We start from the raw sequence: 19,355 nt of genomic DNA on the forward strand, positions 1-19,355 counted from the left end.
TATACTACGGTTACTACCGCAATACTTATGCTGAGTACCTTTATAATCAAACCATTCATTGTGTATCTCCCTATCACTAAAAATTGGAAATTAACAAGTCGACAAATTCCGATTTTACGCTTTCTTAATCGGATGTCTAATTACAGTTTTCCATTTCTCTGGGGCAGCCTTTCTTGCATCAGACATATAAATCTCGTGGTGCAATCTATCTTTGTTAATATCATTAACATACCCATTTTGTTCTAAATAAGCATCCATAAGAGCAACAGTTGCTGGCTCATTATCAAAAGAACCTATATGCATAATTTGAACACATAATCCTTCATCAATCGTAAGATACTCTGCTGACGAACAATCGAGTTTCTTCTTTTTCGTTGCTGTTTCTACCGCCCAGTTAAAATCAGCTTTAGAAATGAAATCAGGCAAACGAATAACAGAAATCCAGTTGAAAGCAGATTTATTTGTATAATCTACACCCACGACATCATCCTGCCACCAAAAACCTTCCAATGGCGGAACAACATATTCAAAAAAGCCTTCAATTTTATAATCGGTCTTGTAACTCATTTTTAATGTGTATGCAACAGCATATAGAATACTGATTGCGTGTTGATATGCCCCACCTTCTTCATTTGGATTGCCTTTTCCTCTAACTGCAATATAATTTGCCTTAGGTACATTTACAATCTCTGGTTTATTCTTAGGCATATAAAATTCTTTAAATTCTTTCTTAAAATCAAAAGCCATAATAACCTCCAAAATTTCAATTTTACAACAATACAAGCAGAAAATTATTTATCATCTGTATTTGTTTTATTGTTTTCCTTTTTCTTATGAGTCGAACCTAAGCAAAGAAATGAGGAACCAAGACATAACCATACTATAGCCATAGAATTTTCATTTCCACTCGCAAAGCCAATAGCTGAGGCTATGAAAAACAGAACTGATGCAATATAAAATAAGATTGATTTGTTTATTCCTTTTTTCATAAATAAGAATCTCCTCCAAATACCGATTTGATAAAATGAGATTATATCCACCATTCTGGTGTTAAATCGCCAAGCGTTACTATTCGCTCATTTTCATAATCCATCATTATCTCAATTTTTCGATATTCTTCTGGCATTAGCTGTGTCATAAATTCCCTGCAAGCTCCGCAAGGTGGAATGGCTTTTCCATCTCCATCAATAGCAATTACTCGTTTAATAGCATCCTCACCATTTGTAATCATATTGAAGATAGCATTTCTTTCGGCACATATGCCCAAAGTACACGCTGTATCTACGCACACCCCAACATAAATTTTACCCGATATAGATTCTACCGCAGCAGCAACTCCTCCTGCTTCAATAATTTTCGAAACATCTCGTGGTTTTAATACCTGTTTTGCTGCATCGTATAACTCTTCCCATTTATTATCCATAAATTTCAGTTCTCCTTTATAACTTTCGATTTATCTTTCTACTCAACTACACGCCAACTTCTTTAAAAGATTAACATAATATTTAAGCTCATTCAAGGAACTCAAATAAACACACAAGTGGAATATGTAGGATTACAATACATGTGTTACAACTGAATATAAAAAAAGCAGAGATGCTTCTTTTGTGTTATATTTTAGTCACCACAACAAAAAAAACAAAAAAGGAGTTCTCTGCTATGGCTACTATAACACAAGATATGCGGTATCGTCTATCCTTAATCAAATACGCTGAAAGGTTTGGTGTCACCAAGGCTGCTATCAAATATAAAACCAACCGTCAATACATTTATCGTTGGAAACGACGTTATGACGGTTCTATTGAGTCCCTTCGTGACCGCTCTCGCAGACCCCATCATCATCCAAACCAACAAACCCCTGAAGAGATCAAGCTGATCTTTGATATGCGCAGACGCAATCCCAATGCCGGTCTTGTTGTCTTTTGGGTTAAACTCAAGCAGCGTGGTTACTCCCGTTCCATCCCTGGACTATACAGATTTCTCCGTAAGCAGGGAATTATGGCAGTTCATCCGCCAAATCCTAAATATATTCCAAAGCCTTACGAACAGATGGATTATCCGGGACAACGCATACAGGTTGATGTAAAATTTGTTCCTTCTGCATGCCTCAAAAACCCCAAGGTCATCGGCAAACAATTCTTTCAGTATACTGCCATTGACGAGTATTCCAGATGGCGTTTCGTAGAGGCTTTTGAAGAACACAACACGTATTCTTCTGCTATGTTTATAGAGCATCTGGTGAAAGCCTTTCCGTTACCCATTCAATGTATCCAAACTGATAATGGAGCAAAATTTACAAATCGTTTTACCACTCACCGTGACAAACCCACACTATTTCAGGTGCATCTGAAGCAGCATGGGATTCGCCATAAAGTTATACGACCTTTTACACCACGACATAACGGGAAAGTTGAAAGAAGCCACCGAAAGGATAATGAGCGTTTTTATGCAACTCATACTTTTTATTCTTTTGAGGACTTTGCCAAACAGTTGAAAGTGTATAATCGCAGGGATTATAACAACTTTCCTATGCGTCCATTAGGATGGAAATCTCCAAATCAGGTACTAAAGGATTATTTGGCATCTGTGTAACATATGTTTGACAAACCTACACTCAAATAAACACACAAGTGGAATACCTCAAATTAAGTTTGTTTATTTGAAATTGCAATATAACTGCATATAGAAATCAGGAAACTTATACAGTACAAAACAACCGCTCCAAAACTAAACAATACTTCTCCCAAATAAGTTAGTCCTGGCATAAATCCATATCCAGGAAGATTATTATAGTAAATCATCAGTCCTATGGATATAAGCAGCGGAATTAGTTCTGCCGAAAACAATATTCGCCAAAGTTTTTTTTTCTTGCGAATGGTTATCACAAATAATATTATAGGAAATCACAATAATAACAATTTTTTCAAAGAGTATTTTCATCAATTCCGGAAATACTAATACCGAAAATATATCGGAAAATGTATTGGAGGTTTTTATCATGAGACATTTTATCTTATCGTGTGAATCGACAACGGATCTGCCATATTCTTATCTGAATGAACGGGAAATTGCGGTCATTCCTTATACTTACGTTATTCATGAACATGTATACGAGGATAACATGGAACGAAATCCGGATCTGATGCCGAAGTATTATAAGATGTTGGAAAAAGGGCTGCTGCCTACAACCTCCCAGATCAACGAAGCTTCCTATTATGATTTCTTTGAAGAACTGATACAGAAGGGGGATGTGCTTCATATCACCTTCAGCTCCGCCTTAAGCGGATCGGCAAATAATGCCTATCGTGCGGCGGCAGCAATAAAAAAGAACTATCCGGGAAAGCAGCTGCAGGTCATTGATTCTCTCTGCGGTGCAGGAGGGTATGGATTGTTAACGGACTACGTTGCTGATATGCGGGATGAAGGTCTTTCATTGGCAGCAGCTGCCGACTGGATCATGAAGCATCGTACCTGTATCCATCACCAGTTTTTTACAACCGATCTCACCTTTCTACACCATAGCGGACGGATCAGCGGTGCTGCTTCCCATATCGCATCGATCCTGAACATTCATCCTCTGATCCGGCTGGATCAGAACGGAATGGCAGATGCCTATACAAAAGTCCGTGGCAAGAAGCGCGCCGTAAGAGAGGTGATCTCTGAGATGGAATACTACGCAGAAAACGGGACAGACTACAATGGAAAATGCTTCATCTCCCATGCTGCCTGCCCCGAGCTTGCTTATCTGTTAAAGAACTCCGTCCTACAGGCATTTCCGAATGTCACTCATCCGGTACGCATCTTAAATGCCGGTACAATTACCGCATCCCACTGCGGTCCCGGCGCTGCCGGACTGTTCTTTCTCGGACGCGAACGCCCGTATTAATTTAATATTCATCCGGTACAAGTACCTTTTCAATCTCTGCGATATAGTATCTGTGATAATCCTTATCCGGATATACCTTTGCTCCTTCCTCAGGATCAGCAAAGGTAGCAGGATCAATATCTCCTTCGCACATTTTTCTGCAAATGAGTGTAATGCCTGCCTCTTTGATAACCGGAACATCACCACAGAAATCAAGAGTGATCCCTGCTCCTGCAAATTTATCCGCTACATCCTTACCGGATGTTCTTCCGCAATAAGTCAGTGCCTTTCTGTACTCTTCCGGAAGCACACAAACGGAAAATTCCTTCTGTTCATCGATAAACTGCTTTGTATATCTCTGTGGGCGGATATAAATCGTGATAACAGGCTTTGACCAGAACTCACCAAAGGAACCCCAGCTTACTGTCATCGTATTTGCCTTTTCATGATCTCCTGCAGTTACAAGTGCCCACTTTTTGTTGATCATTTCGATCAGATTTCCTTTTAATTCCTCTGCATTGATTTCTTTCATCTTGATAATACCTCACTTTTCTGATTACTCAGTTCCTGAAGTGTTTACTGTAACAGAAATACATCCTGATACAATAATGAGGCACTGATCATTCTCAATGCCTCATTGCAAATCGTATGGTACACTGGTATTACCAGCTGGTTTTTGGCTCATTATACCATCCGCTTTTGTTTTGTCAACCAACAGCTTTTCAGAAACAAATCGTTTTTTATTACTTTTTAACACAGGTTTTATAATATATGAAATTATTTTCAACCTTATGCTTTTCTTTTTTTATTATCTTTTTTATTTTATTCAGATATCAAATACTATAACTTTATTTTTGTTTTTTTATAGTAATCGGTCTGTTTTATCCTGTGATCGGTCTGTTTTCAGAGCAAACACACCCTGTCCATATCGTTTAAACTGCATCATCATCTCATGTGTCAGGCTCAGATGTTCCCCATAGTCCGGGATCTGCTCGCGCTCTACCCATTCGCCGCTTGCAAGTTCTTCATGATCGATGGTCAGTTCCGGTTCATGCTCATCTGACTTTTTTCTGTCTGCCTGACAGAAGAATCCCATCAGCAGATTGCTGTCAAATCCCCACGGCTGTGATTTGTAATACCGGATATTCTTAACCGGTATTCCGACTTCCTCCATCACCTCACGCCGAACCGTTTCCTCTACCGTCTCACCTATTTCCGTAAAGCCGGCAATCAGGGCGTATCGTTTATACTCTCTTGCAGCGTAAGTTGTAAGAATGATACGATTGCCATCTGTCACTCCGACAATTACTGCCGGTGCGATCGTTGGGAAGATCAGATGTCCGCAGGACGGACAACGGAGCATCCGTTCTTTCTCATCCGGGAGCACAGGCGTTCCGCAGGCTCCACAATAGCGGTTCATCGAATACCACAGATGCAGATGCCATCCGGTTGCCGCCGCAAGCACTTCTTCCTTTGGCTTGCAGCTTCTGGTCTTATACATGCTCCGGTATTCATAACCCGGAATCTCCAGACGCTCTCCCCAATTTACATCAGTTGCTCCATTCGCTGATCTTTCAACATAATAAGGCTCTGTTGTCCGGACAAGATCCTGCGGCCGATACAGAAAATACTGTCTGTCATCGATCACAAACAGGTAGGTCAGATTATCCTGCCATGATGCATTCTGCGTGACCGTATCATTTATTCCTATATAGCTTTTATATTCCGAGATAGTGAGCCAGACCAGCTCATGCTCATCCTCCACCTTTTTGGCAAGGATCATTTTCTCGGAAAACGCAAGGATCACATCATCATTCTTCGGCGGTTTTCGATATGCATATTCATTATGAAACCGTTTTGGTTCTATATCCTGTATCATCTTCCTATACCAGACAGGCTGTCTGATACGATATGAAAACATCTGTATTATCAGTGCTTTTATATGCGGATCAGCCAGCCTGTTTCTTTCTTTTTGAATTTATACCATGAATCATTTCTGTCGACACTGTCGTTTCGATTCATATATGGACACAGCCTTGCGTCTCTGTTATTACTTCTTTAACTGAGCCAGACGTTCTTCAACCTGGGCTTTCATTTCTGTATATTTTGCAAGCTTGGCTTTTTCTTCTTCTACCTTGCAGCCGGTGCTTTATCTACAAATTTAGGATTTGCAAGCATACCGGATGCACGCTTGATCTCGCCGGCCAGACGACCGGATTCTTTCTCCAGACGTTCGATCTCTTTGTCGATATCAACCAGCTCTGCAAGCGGAATATAGAGTGCGGCATCATGTATCAGGGTAGATACTGCATTCTCATCAATACCATTCTTGCTATCCTGAATGAATACCTCACTTGCATATCCAAGTGTTGCAAAGAAATTCTTTGATGCTTCAAATATATCACGGATCTCACTCTTAGCAGATACAACATATACAGTTGCTTTCTTGCTTGGCGGTACATTCATACCGGTACGCAGATTACGGATCGCACGAACCGCAGCCTTGATCGTATCAACTGCATTTTCATCCTGTTTGAAGCTCCACTCTTCTTTATATACAGGCCAGTCAGAGATCATAATAGATTCTTCCTCATCCTGAATGTTACAGAAGATCTCCTCCGTGATAAACGGCATATATGGATGTAATAATTTCAATGCCCGGATCAGAACGGTCTTTAATGTCCAGAGAGCTGCTGCCTTTGTCTCGTCTGCATCATTGTAAAGTCTTGGCTTAACCATTTCGATATACCAGTCACAGAATTCTTCCCATATGAAGTCATATACCTTGGAAACTGCGATACCCAACTCGTATTTCTCCATGTTATCTGTCATCTCAACTGCCAGATCATTGACCTTGGATAAGATCCAACGGTCAGCGATCGTAAGATCAGATAATTTTACATTTGAGAAATCAGCCTTTTCCATATTCATCATAATGAATCTGGATGCATTCCAGATCTTATTTGCAAAGTTTCTGGAATTCTCTACACGCTCCCAATAGAAACGCATATCATTTCCCGGTGCATTACCTGTGATCAGTGTAAGACGAAGGGCATCTGCACCATATTTATCAATAACCTCAAGCGGATCGATACCGTTTCCAAGAGACTTACTCATCTTCCGGCCCTGATCGTCACGAACCAGTCCGTGGATCAGAACATGCTTAAATGGGCTCTTTCCTGTCTGCTCCAGTGCGGAGAATACCATACGGATAACCCAGAAGAAGATGATATCGTATCCGGTTACAAGTACGTCAGTCGGATAGAAATATTCATATTCCGGTGTCTTCTTTGGCCAGCCAAGTGTTGAGAATGGCCAGAGTGCGGATGAGAACCATGTATCCAGTGTATCTTCATCCTGTGTCAGATGTGTGCATCCACATTTCGGACATACCGTCGGAACTTCTCTGGAAACGATTGTCTCATGACACTCATCACAGTAATAAGCCGGGATTCTGTGTCCCCACCAAAGCTGACGGGAGATACACCAGTCGCGGATATTTTCAAGCCAGTGGATGTATGTCTTATCAAACTGCTCCGGTACAAATTCCAGCTCATCTGTCTTGATCAGGTCAAGAGCTGCCTGGCCCATTTCCTTCATACGGACAAACCACTGTGGCTTGATCATTGGCTCTACCGTCGTCTTACATCTGTCATGTGTTCCTACGTTATGTGTGTGTGGTACAACCTTTACAAGAAGACCTTCTTTTTCCAGATCTGCTACCATTGCTTTTCTTGCTTCATAACGATCCATGCCTGCGTATTTGCCGCCCTTCTCGTTGATCGTAGCATCATCGTTTAAAATATTGATTTCTTCCAGATTGTGTCTCTTACCTACTTCGAAGTCGTTCGGATCATGTGCCGGTGTAATCTTTACACAACCTGTTCCGAATTCCATATCTACATATTCATCTGCGATAACAGGGATCTCTCTGTCTGTTAAAGGAAGCTTCAGCATCTTACCGATGATATCCTTATAACGCTCATCCTTTGGATTTACAGCAACCGCCGTATCACCAAGCAGGGTTTCCGGTCTGGTCGTTGCTATCTCTACATATCTTCCTTCTTCTCCAACGATCGGATAATTGATATGCCAGAAATGTCCTTCCTGCTCTACATGCTCTACCTCTGCGTCCGAAATGGATGTCTTACATACAGGACACCAATTGATAATTCTGGAACCTTTGTAGATATATCCCTTTTCATAGAGATTAACAAATACTTCCTTAACTGCTTCTGAACATCCCTCGTCCATTGTAAAACGCTCTCTGTCCCAGTCAGCAGATGAACCCAGCTTCTTTAACTGATTTACGATTCTTCCGCCGTATTCTTCTTTCCATTTCCAAGCATGCTGTAAGAAAGCCTCTCTGCCGATCTCCTTCTTATCAATACCTTCTGCCTTTAATTTCTCTGTTACCTTTACCTCTGTAGCGATCGCTGCATGGTCTGTACCCGGCTGCCATAATGCACTGTAGCCCTGCATTCTCTTGAAACGAATGAGGATATCCTGCATCGTATTGTCCAGGGCATGACCCATATGAAGCTGTCCGGTTACATTTGGAGGCGGCATAACGATCGTAAATGGTTTCTTACTGCGATCTACCTCTGCATGAAAATATTTCTTATCTTCCCATTTTCTGTACAGCCTGTCTTCTATATCGGCCGGATTGTATGTCTTTTCCAGTTCTTTCATCTGTTCCATCCTTTCTGTTTTTATAGCATCTTTAGTGGAGCGTTTTTCCTTTACAGAATCAATCTTCTTACATAGAAAAAGCCCTTTGAAACATCTCTGTTCCAAAGGGCGTATCTTACGCGTTACCACCTTAATTTATCACTCATCTTATTCTGTAACGGGAACGACCCGGCGCATCCTACTGAACATTTCGGATGTGCTGCTCCAAAGCTACCTTCCCACAAATTTCCTCGAAAGACCTTTCAGCCTGTGAATCTTCCTCTCTGGCAGTTCCTTTATGGTACTCCTCTTTTTCCTTGCATTTATGCTGTTAAACTAAATCTCATAGTACAACAGAAGTCTTTCCAGTGTCAAGCGGTTTTAAACGTAATCTTGCTATTTTTCATACATCAATACTCTTTCCCACGGCATAAGTGTCGCTCCATCATCCTCTGGGAAACATGCACTCATCTGATCCGATATCACCTTTAACTTTTTCCGTATTCTTTCATAGCTAAAGAATCCATTATCATTCTGCTGATCCGTCATGGCATATTCAAATACTCTCGCACAGTCTTCATTTGGAAAGCTTTTTGAGTAGGTGTCAATAAATGCAATCTCTGACGCATCACCGGATGAAAATGCTACATAGGTATTGTCATAGCTATTTTCATTTGCAATATAATCGTAATCATAATCGAATCCAGCCGGGTTGCACTCCGACCAAATTCCTTCATCAAACCAACAGCCGGTGTAATTCATATGGTTCTCGATCGCATGAAAGATCTCATGGTGGATCGTGCTGATATAGGAGGACTGATCATTGATATCAATAACCAGAAATGTGTCATTCTCCAGAGTATTCTGAACTCCGGCAGCTGTTGTAAGTGCCGTTTCATCTGTTCCTATGATCGCACCTGCCAGATAGATCTTTAATATGCTTCCATATCCATCATCCAGATTTTTCAACATCCGATCCGGATATTTCTTCAACTCATTCTTCAGGACTTCCAGTGACTGCGCGGTCAGAAGTGCATTGTCTGATGCCTCATACCGGTAGATATCCTTGCTGCACTCCGTCACTTCATCAAATATATGTACCTCTACACCATTTTGATCTCCGATATCCTTTGCCTGCTGCCGCAGCTCCTGCTTCAACTCATCGGACGGATGATCCAGATAACTCCATGGATAACGGTAGACTCTGGAATCACCGGAAATGCTGCGCGCATCGTTCAGATCCCATATGTATACTTCCGGTGTGAGTCCGCTCGTTGAAAATGCAAAGAAGTTGTATGTATCTATATAAGTACCTTGATCGATATAAATATAATTTGTTTCATCAAACGGAAATGTTACTGCAAGTCTGCTTTCACATTTACCGGTATCCACATTATAGATCCGGAACTGCAACTTCTGTGTATTCGTCTCCTGCGACTGGCTGGCACTGCCATACATAGCCAGACCATGTTCTACATCGCAGCCAACCTGAAAATCACCTGTATTATCCGGGAACAAAATACCCGGTTCTTCCCCGGACGTTTCTCCATACACCTGATAGGCCTGACCATCCGCGTATACCGATGCGTAGTACTTATCCCCACTTCCTTCAAATTGCACGATATCATAATCACCGGTTTCTTTTATATCTTCACCGGTCACACTATAACATCTGACCTCCAAACGGTCTGCCGTATTATCATATGCCGACACCACCAGATACTCCGGTTCTTCCGCATATCCTAGCAGCGTTGTATCTTTTCCTTCTCCTGAATATGCCGGACACACCTCTGACTCTTCCCCCGACCGCAGATCATATTCATAGATCTGTCCATCCTCTGCATTTGTATAGAAGAAACCGGTAAGATCCTTTGACATCAGATAACTGTCCGGTGTCCCCTTTTCGATCGGCATAACAGTCTCCTGATCCAACAATGCTCCATACCGGATCAGCTCTTTATTGCCTTTATCATAGAGAACCACCTCATCGGTTCCATTTGAAAATACATCTGACGCATATGTATTCTTCGGGCAGCTTACAACCACTTTCTGCCTGAGATCCGCCAGATCATATAGTGCCAGATAACCATCTTCTCCTACGCCATACTGGATTCCAAGTGCATCCCCAAAAGCAAACATCTTATTGATATAAATATTATCTTCCTCTACTTTCATATCCAGTTGATACAGATTCGTATATCCGGATACCTTTGCCTGCTTGTAGTATTCTCCCGAGACGATTGATTTCCACTCTTCTTCTGTGGTCGTTTCTTCGGTTGTCGTCTGTGAGCCATCTGCCCTGTCAGTATTTTCTTCTGTCAGATACCCGGAGGTTGTTCCCCCATTCTTATCCCCACCTGTCACCTGACAGCCTGCTATCTGTCCAAGTGTCATGCTGATAACCAGCACTCCTGCCAGCCATCTGCCGATACCTTTCCTGTAATTCTTTCTCATATATGCACCCCATTTCTATACCCTAATTTAACTACCCCTAATTTTATTTCCACTTTTTAACAGAATATCATATATAAATTTCCTTGTAACTAATAAAAACCATTAAAATGATGGTTTTTAAGTGCTGTTTTGCCATCATTTTAATGGTTTTATGTGTTGATCAATTATTCAAAGGCATTATCCCAAGATCACTGCCTGCCCGGAGCTTAACCGTATACAGCTGCCATTTAAGCATACGTCATTCTTATTATCTAACAAAACATGAAGCTTCGGCTGCTCATTTGTAGTCAGCAGATCAACCGTGATATCTTCTCTGCTGTAATTCGTTATAATATAAACGATCTGGTCTTCCGTCTTTCTTGCATATGCAAATATTCCATCCTTCTCCACAAACATTGGAACGACCTTGCCATAGGTAAATACTTCTTTGTAGTCCTCGGACTTACGAAGTGCGATCAGCTTCTGGTAATAGTACCATACTGAATCTTCCCTGCCAAGCTGTTCTTTTACATTGATCTCTTTATAATTTGGATTTACAAAGAGCCATGGTGTTCCGGTTGTAAATCCTGCCTGTGCAGAATCATCCCACTGCATCGGTGTTCTGGCATTATCCCTGCTGTTCTCATAGCAGGCTTCCATCGCTTCTTCTACCGTGCAGCCAGCATCGATTGCAACTGCATATTCATTCTTTGTACTAATATCATTGTAATCATCGATCGAAGCCATATGACAGTTACGCATACCGATCTCCTGTCCCTGATAAATAAACGGAATACCACGCAGCATAACACTGATCGTTCCCAGTAATTTGATTCCGTCTTCATTCTGAAGGTAATCCGGCAGATAACGGCTCGCACCTCTCGGCTCGTCGTGATTCTCTATAATATTTGCAAGGAAGCCGACATCTTCACATTCCTTCTGTGCATGGAAGATCACCTTTTTCAGATCATCAAATCCGACCTTCTTCGCATCGTACCAGCCATGATCGCCAAAGGTCATCTCATGCGCTGAGAAATCAAACATCGTTGAAAAATGTCCGTCGTCACCGATAAATTCTTCCAGCTCATCCTTCTTCATATTGAATACTTCAGCAACTGTAAACGCATCGTACTTTTCAAATGTATGCTTCTTCAGATCCTCTAACAGTTCACCAACGCCATCGACGCCCTCAACCATATGGAAGATTCCTGTCATTCCATCCGGTCCGTCCGGCTCATAATCCGGAAAACTCAGATCTTTCTTGATATTGATGATCGCATCGATACGGAAACCCGCAACGCCCTTATCCAGCCACCAGTTGATCATGGTATATAATTCATTTAATACCTCAGGATTGTTCCAGTTCAGATCCGGCTGTTCCTTTGCAAACATATGAAGATAATAATAGTCCGTTCCTTCTACTTTCTCCCATGCGCTTCCACCAAAATAAGACCGGTAATTGCTTGGCGGATTGCCGTCTTTTCCCTTACGGAAATAAAAATAATCGCCATATTTACCCTCCGGATCTTTTAATGCTTTCTGGAACCATTCATGCTGGTCAGAACAGTGATTAATAACAAGATCCATAATGATATACATATCCCGCTTCTTCGCTTCTGCTAACAGCTCATCGAATTCTTCCATCGTTCCAAAGATCTCATCGATCTTATAATAATCTGAAATATCATAACCCTGATCGACAAATGGAGACTGATAGATCGGAGATAACCAGATAATATCGATTCCCAGACTTTTCAGATAATCTAAATGATCGATCACGCCACGAAGATCACCGATTCCATCTCCATTTGTATCCTGAAAACTCTTTGGATATATTTGATATGCTACTTTACCATGCCACCATTTTCTTTTCATTATAAAAACCTCCTGTGTTCCTTTTATACTGTCTGTATCTGTTCCACCATCGGATACAGATACTCGTTCTTTTTACACTTTAATTACAGTATACGGAATTCATAGAGGTTTTCTATCTTTAAATTGACTATTTCATTGTACTATTTTGACTTTTTACGATATTCGGAAGGTGTCATGCCCTTCTCCTTTTTAAAGCGTCTGATAAAATATCCGATATTGTCAAATCCACAGGCAGATGCAATATCTATGATCTTATCCTCTGTCTCTGCAAGTGCCGTTGCCGCTTTCTCCACACGGATCACATTGATATATTCTGTGATCGTCTTCCCGATATTCTTCTTAAAATATCGGCAAAAATACTGTTCATTCATATTGACCAGCTCCGCCAGTTCGGACAGGCGGATCGGTGAACCGTAATGCTCCCCGATATACTGCAGCACCTTTTTCAGATTCTCTACCGTTCCGGATTCTTCCCTGTCTTCCCTGACCTGTCTTGTAAACAGGTCATACTTATATGCAACTGCGATCAATTCTAACATCTTTGCCTTGATATTCAAATAGAGCATATTTTTCTGTAGATTCTGTTTCGGTTCTCCTGCCACGTTCTCACGCGTTATTGAAGAATCCAGATGCTGCCCTTTCTTCGTATCATGTTCTTTCATCTGCCTAAGCACCTGTTCAATCTCTTTATAACAGGCACTCAATTCCTCAAATGCCGCATCCCCGCTCTGGCACAGAACCGGCATCCGAAGCTTTCCTTCTGCAAGTGGGCCAAGCACCTTCGCCTCCGCCGCATCATACCGTTCAAAGCACAGGATATCAACAGGGAACACAACCGCACTTTCTATACCATCCTTTTCCAGGATCAGTGCATGCAGTTCTTCCGGATGGATGCACATAAATGCCGGTGCATGAACCTGATACTCTTTTGTATTTATCCATACCGGGAAATCACCTTTTTGAAAATAGATCCATTCCATTTCCTCATGCCAATGCGGAACCACATGCCACTCATTTTCTCCGTTCCATTCGTACAAAGCAACCGGATACTGCACCGTTCCATGCGTTCTATTCTCTTTTAACGATGTATTTGCCATTTCCTGCTTTTTCATGCTTTGGTCCTTTCTTATTTTATGCTGGACATCTTCTATATTTCATTATACACTTTTCCTGCATGGGGACAAATGGTTTTATATCGTACATCGCATTTATTTTCTTATAATTTTCCCCATATTACCCAATATATAAAATATTTTTATCAGGAGAAAAAGAATGAATATACTCCCACCAATATCAAATATAAAACGAAACCATCCGGTCTCACTGCCTGATGCCACTCTGTTTCCAAAAAGCATCGGCATTCTGGCAGCAGGAATTCTGTCTGCCTCTGTATACACTTGCGAGATCGATCGTACACCAAGATTTATTTTTCTTGGGATCGGCATCGTATTGATCATAATTGCCGGCATATTACTGATCCGGTATCTGAACCAGAAACGTACATTTAAACAATACACACCTGCGTGGGAAAAGCACAAAAGCATCTATGATGATTTTGCAATCGAATTGAACCAATGGTATAATTCCGGGCTGATACCGAAAAGCTGTGATGGTGATACCGCCTATGCCCTCCACCTGCAGAAGGAACGTCTGAATCGCAAAGGTATCCGAATGATCCACTACACAACGCCTGCCAAAGACACCACTGGCACCTCTTATCTTTCAAGAAACACGGTCTGGTATTCCGTTGATACCATGGACGAAAGGATCAACCGGCATCTGCGATTTGAAAATGCTTCCGGCACCATATATGACCGGAAATCAGATGACATCATGTATGAGGTGGTTGTGCATACACCAAATGAAGCAGAGCTTCATCATATGACCATGACCTGTCCGAACTGTGGCGCTGTCAATCCGGTTGCTGCTCTGACACAGGGCTGTCCATACTGCAGCACCGTTTTCCAGATAAAGGATCTGTTCCCGCGTGTCACGAATACCTATTTTATCCGGAATAATGCTTCCATGAAAAATGTAAACAAACGAGGCTCCACCATATGGATCACTATGCTGGTTGTATTTCTATTTACTTTTATTTCCTTTCTTTCAGACCGGGAGAATCCGATTCCTGCCAGCCTGATCATGTCCTATTTTGTCACACTGATCTTCGGCGGCATCACCGGACTTATGCTTTCATCCGTTCTTTTGATCATTAAGCAGTTCAATCGTGACGGTCGAAAACGTATTCCATTCTGGTCTTATGTGACAGCAAAGGGAAAGATCTCACGAGCATTTGCGCCTTATGATCCTGTTTTTTCTTTTGAGAAATTTGAAGGCCAGATCATCGCCCTGATCCGCATGACCGTTCTGGCAGACCACCCGGAAAACCTTGCTTTCTATCGTGGTTCTTCTTTTGATCCATATTTTCAGGATATCATCGAGATGACCTACATGCAGGCTTTAACTGTCAATGATATCCACATGGAGGGAAGTGAGCTGTGCCTGAATCTTCGTACCTGGTGGATCAATTACAGTGAACATGATGGCGCCATAAACCGTCGGGGCGACTGTATCGACGTATCACTCCGCCGTAATACCGCCTACATGGAACCGCCCGGTTTCTCCATTACCTCCGTCCACTGCCCTGCCTGTGGCGCAAGCTTCGATTCCGTACGCCAGCGCATCTGCCCTTACTGTGGCAACGAATATCATATGGAGAATGCTGGATTTATTATTGAAAAGCTGGAGCTGTCTTAATGCCTTCGTCCACATACAATACGAACCCCTCTATAATGACGTGCCGGATTTTCTATTCTCTGCACATGCCTGATTCGTAAATACTCCTGTGCTAACTCGCCTTCGGCTCAGACAAGCACTCGTATTTACTGGCAACGTGCAGTTCATAACGAAAATCCGTCAATGTCATGTATAGGGGGATTCGTATTATATGTTAGCGGATGCCATTAGGACAGCTCCAGCTTTTATTCAATCCTATTCTTCTCCAATGATATGGCGGGCAACATAGACACCGCTGGCGGAGGCATGGGACAACGAATGCGTTACGCCACTGCCATCTCCGATCACATATAAACCCTTATGACAGCTTTCCAGATTCTCATCCAACTCCACTTCCATATTGTAGAACTTGACCTCTACACCATATAACAAAGTATCATCATTGGCTGTTCCCGGTGCTACCTTATCCAGTGCATAGATCATTTCCATGATTCCATCTAAGATACGCTTTGGAAGGACAAGACTCAGATCACCCGGTGTTGCCGTTAAGGTCGGTGTTACCAGCCCTTCTTCAATACGCTTCACGGTACTTCTTCTTCCACGGACCAGATCGCCAAACCGCTGTACAATGACACCACCGCCCAGCATGTTTGATAATCTTGCGATACTTTCACCATATCCGTTACTGTCCTTAAATGGCTCTGAGAAATGCTTGGAAACCAGAAGTGCAAAGTTTGTATTCTCTGTCTTCTTCTCATCACCTTCATAGCTATGTCCGTTTACAGTGATGATCCCATTCGTATTCTCATTTACCACAATTCCATTTGGATTCATACAGAAGGTTCTGACATTATCTTCGAATTTCTCTGTACGATATACAATCTTGCTTTCATATAATTCATCCGTCAGATGTGAGAAAATAACTGCCGGAAGCTCCACACGGACTCCGATATCGACACGGTTGGATTTTGTAGGGATCTCAAGCTCCTTACATACCTTTTCCATCCATTTGCTTCCGCTTCGTCCAACGGATACAATACATTTCTCACAGTCGAATTCACCCTTATCACAGATGATACGATAACCACCATCAATGACCTGTACTGTATCAACCGGTGTATCAAAATAAAAGTCCATATGATCCTTCATCTGATCATACAGATTCTGAAGAACAACATAGTTGATATCAGTTCCCAGATGGCGAACCGACGCATCTAAAAGCTTCAGCTTGTTCTGAAGACAGAGCTTCTTGAACTTCGTTCCGGCGGTTGAATAAAGCTTTGTTCCATCGCCACCATTTTCCATGTTAATCTCATCTACATACTTCATCAGGTCAACAGCTTTCTGCTTACCGATATATTCATACAGTGTTCCACCAAAATCATTTGTGATATTGTATTTTCCATCTGAGAATGCACCTGCTCCGCCAAATCCACACATGATCGAGCAATGCTTACAGTTAATACAATTCTTGATCTTATCGCCATCAATCGGACATTTTCTCTTTTTTAAAGTATATCCTTCTTCGAATACAGCGATCTTACACTCCGGTTTCTTCTTCATCAGTTCATATGCCGCAAAGATTCCTCCCGGTCCTGCACCGATAATAATCACATCATACTCCATACACAACCTTACCTTTCATTTATCAGACAAGCTGATCCCGGAATTCGTCTTTTAATTCTGACAGGATCGTATCCATCCGTCTGTCATAATCTTCAATATGCCCATGCAGCCGGTTATAAACCGCTTTCTGGACTTTATTGTAGATTGGAAGCTCCCGCACATCTTCTTTAGAATCTCCGACTTCACTCATCAGATCCTCTAAAAAGTTCGCAGGAAGTCCTCGTTTCTTAATCTCTTTTTCAAGTGTCGCAGTATCCACTGTAACTGCCAGCACACAGAAATATTCGATTAGGGATTCCTCATTCTTATTTAACGAATATGCCTTAATAAAATAGCTCTTTGCTTCATCAAGCTGAAGATTTCCGGCCAGAGCAACTGCTTTATTATGATATACATTTCCGAGGAATTCATCCTCCTGTTTTTCTTTTTCCAGATAGCAGATAACCTCATCATAGATCGCACCCGCTTTTATATAATGCTTGTACCGCAGATATCCATCCGCCCGCAGCTTCTCGACTTCGTATGATTTTAACGTACGAAGCTTCTGACATTCCGCCATAAACTGCCGTACTTCTTCACTGCTGTAATATCCGCCATACACAAGAATCTCCACCATGATATCCTGAACAAATGCATGCTTGTCAAGTAATGTATCAATCTTGTCTGCAAGTTCTGTGAGAGCAAGCTCTCTCCTGATCCATGCCGACAATCTCGCCGTCACATCTTCTTCCCCAACCAGCACCATATTATTATACAGGTAGTAACACAATTCCTCGTAGGAATATACAGATACCTTGGTATTCAGGAACGTATATGGATTCTGTGCAGTTTTTGTATTACATACAATTATTTTTCCCATTTCAGGTCAAATTCCTTCCTATATATCTTATTTGTGGTCGGGAACATCGTTCCAAATCCTTCATCCCTGATAACAACCGCTCCCTTTTCCGCACTGTAGAATTCCGCTTCCAGTGAGATCTTGGTCGTCTTCGGCGGACGCTTCGGCAGTCCGTGGATCTCGATATGCTCCTTATCATAATCTCCTGTCAATATGTTGCGATAGATCAGCTCCACCTGATTTGATTCGTCCGGAAAGATATATAATTTTCCCTTTGTGTGGAACCATTCCTGTCCTCCTCTGGTGATCGGCACAAATGTCTTGCTGTCATCATTTAAACTGATACCTATATCAAAGCCAACTGTATATTCCGACCGGATCAGATAACGATCAAGCACCTTGCTGTGCCGATCGCCAAATGCCCGGTAGCAGGCTCCCTTTGTATAGATATTTTGACCGACAAATACCCGTCTTCCCTGACAGAGGATCGTCGCCGACTCCTTCAGCCAGTTATCCGCAAAGCCAATTCCGGTCAGGAACACCGAGGACACATAAGTCTCTGCCAGAAGCTCCTGACAGATTGCTGCGAACTGCTCATCCAGCTCCTCATCATCCTTCTTAAACGCTGAAAATGTCAAGCGGTCTTTCAGGTTTTGATGAAATACATCCACAATCTCCGGTGATTTGTTATGCGTAATATCGAATCTGTAATAATCAAGCCCGCTGCTGTTAAAATCAAACAACACCACACTGTTATTTCTTAACGACTCCGGCTGATTAAAGATGTAATAAATTCCACTGTCTATATGGCTTGTGATCTCAAACTGTTCATCACTTAAATGAAGCGCTCTCTGTAACTCCTGCACTGCCTTAATGATATGAATATCGGCATCTGCGATCGTTACTACCAGCCGCCTGATCTCATAGCTTTCAAACTGTTTTGTAAATTCCCGGATATGAAGCAGCAGCATTTTGACCAGAAGGTCTTTTGCTTTATAACTTGTTCCATAGATCTCCGTGTCCTCGTTGATGATCGTCTTCTGGTAAATACGATCAACCATCACGCCATCTTCCTTGAACCGTTTCCCTGCAGCCACCGCTCCGACACTCCAACCGGATTCATCCTTTGCTCCGGTTCCGTCTTTATATTTATCTGTATAAAACATAATATTTGGAAGCAGATATGTATCTTTGGAATCACTGTGACAGATTGATTCCGGTACTCCTTCATCCAGCTTATAATAACTTAACTGTGTATACTCCGGACTCAGATCCAATCCCAGATATAATGGATGTTCCGTCATGTTATCT

At 42.0% G+C, this 19,355-nt stretch carries 14 protein-coding genes, 1 pseudogene and 1 other annotated feature; of the genes and pseudogenes, 3 read left to right on the plus strand and 12 right to left on the minus strand.

The window, feature by feature from the left end; genetic code table 11:
- Positions 1-114: 114 nt before the first annotated feature.
- Genes DW959_RS13585 through DW959_RS13595 form a run of 3 tightly spaced genes read right to left on the minus strand, consistent with a single transcriptional unit; the run spans position 115 to position 1,423 of the window.
- Positions 115-747 (minus strand): GyrI-like domain-containing protein, encoded by a 633-nt coding sequence (locus DW959_RS13585; protein WP_117822039.1) that lies wholly within the window; start codon positions 745-747, stop codon positions 115-117.
- Positions 748-791: 44 nt separating this feature from the next.
- On the minus strand, positions 792-989 hold the full coding sequence (locus tag DW959_RS13590; protein WP_117822040.1) for a hypothetical protein: 198 nt from the start codon (positions 987-989) through the stop codon (positions 792-794).
- Positions 990-1,030: 41 nt separating this feature from the next.
- Complete coding sequence (locus DW959_RS13595) at positions 1,031-1,423, minus strand: cytidine deaminase (protein WP_117822041.1); 393 nt, start codon at positions 1,421-1,423, stop codon at positions 1,031-1,033.
- Positions 1,424-1,659: 236 nt separating this feature from the next.
- Here DW959_RS13595 and DW959_RS13600 point away from each other — a divergent pair, with 236 nt between their 5' ends.
- A complete protein-coding gene (locus tag DW959_RS13600) occupies positions 1,660-2,592 on the plus strand; it encodes a DDE-type integrase/transposase/recombinase (RefSeq protein ID WP_117822042.1) in 933 nt (310 codons plus the stop codon).
- A gap of 406 nt (positions 2,593-2,998) precedes the next feature.
- Positions 2,999-3,886 (plus strand): DegV family protein, encoded by an 888-nt coding sequence (locus DW959_RS13610; protein WP_117822044.1) that lies wholly within the window; start codon positions 2,999-3,001, stop codon positions 3,884-3,886.
- Position 3,887: 1 nt separating this feature from the next.
- On the opposite strand, the gene DW959_RS13615 is transcribed toward DW959_RS13610, so the two are convergent.
- The 6 genes and pseudogenes from DW959_RS13615 to DW959_RS13640 all read right to left on the minus strand — a co-directional run bounded on the left by DW959_RS13615 (position 3,888) and on the right by DW959_RS13640 (position 13,956).
- On the minus strand, positions 3,888-4,397 hold the full coding sequence (locus DW959_RS13615) for a flavin reductase family protein (protein ID WP_021944623.1): 510 nt from the start codon (positions 4,395-4,397) through the stop codon (positions 3,888-3,890).
- A gap of 330 nt (positions 4,398-4,727) precedes the next feature.
- Positions 4,728-5,744, minus strand: coding sequence for an NAD(+) diphosphatase (nudC, locus tag DW959_RS13620; RefSeq protein ID WP_118616401.1), 1,017 nt, complete (start codon positions 5,742-5,744; stop codon positions 4,728-4,730).
- 171 nt (positions 5,745-5,915) lie between these two features.
- A pseudogene (locus tag DW959_RS13625) lies at positions 5,916-8,557 on the minus strand (valine--tRNA ligase).
- Positions 8,558-8,658: 101 nt separating this feature from the next.
- Positions 8,659-8,863, minus strand: a binding site (T-box leader).
- Between the two features lie 69 nt (positions 8,864-8,932).
- Positions 8,933-10,990, minus strand: a complete 2,058-nt coding sequence (locus DW959_RS13630) for a hypothetical protein (protein WP_117822047.1) — start codon at positions 10,988-10,990, stop codon at positions 8,933-8,935.
- Between the two features lie 177 nt (positions 10,991-11,167).
- Entirely contained in the window at positions 11,168-12,844 is a 1,677-nt protein-coding gene (locus DW959_RS13635; protein WP_117822048.1) for an alpha-glucosidase, read from the minus strand.
- 140 nt (positions 12,845-12,984) lie between these two features.
- A complete protein-coding gene (locus tag DW959_RS13640; RefSeq protein WP_117822049.1) occupies positions 12,985-13,956 on the minus strand; it encodes an AraC family transcriptional regulator in 972 nt (323 codons plus the stop codon).
- 160 nt (positions 13,957-14,116) lie between these two features.
- Here DW959_RS13640 and DW959_RS13645 point away from each other — a divergent pair, with 160 nt between their 5' ends.
- Entirely contained in the window at positions 14,117-15,601 is a 1,485-nt protein-coding gene (locus tag DW959_RS13645) for a zinc ribbon domain-containing protein (protein ID WP_117822050.1), read from the plus strand.
- Between the two features lie 234 nt (positions 15,602-15,835).
- Here the strand turns inward: DW959_RS13645 and DW959_RS13650 are convergent, their stop codons facing one another.
- Genes DW959_RS13650 through DW959_RS13660 form a run of 3 tightly spaced genes read right to left on the minus strand, consistent with a single transcriptional unit; the run spans position 15,836 to position 19,348 of the window.
- Complete coding sequence (locus DW959_RS13650) at positions 15,836-17,206, minus strand: FAD-dependent protein (protein ID WP_117822051.1); 1,371 nt, start codon at positions 17,204-17,206, stop codon at positions 15,836-15,838.
- Between the two features lie 22 nt (positions 17,207-17,228).
- Positions 17,229-18,065 carry a hypothetical protein gene (locus DW959_RS13655; RefSeq protein ID WP_117822052.1) on the minus strand — a complete coding sequence of 279 codons (837 nt, stop codon included), beginning with the start codon at positions 18,063-18,065 and terminating at the stop codon, positions 17,229-17,231.
- The gene (locus DW959_RS13660; RefSeq protein WP_117822053.1) at positions 18,053-19,348 is read right to left on the minus strand and encodes a DUF5716 family protein; all 1,296 of its coding nucleotides are present in this window, start codon (positions 19,346-19,348) and stop codon (positions 18,053-18,055) included. The genes DW959_RS13655 and DW959_RS13660 overlap by 13 nt, the downstream gene beginning before the upstream one ends.
- Between the last annotated feature and the right edge of the window lie 7 nt (positions 19,349-19,355).

Origin of the sequence: Clostridium sp. AM46-21 (assembly GCF_003480025.1) — a bacterium.
GTDB classification, from domain to species: Bacteria; Bacillota; Clostridia; order Lachnospirales; family Lachnospiraceae; genus Coprococcus; species Coprococcus ammoniilyticus.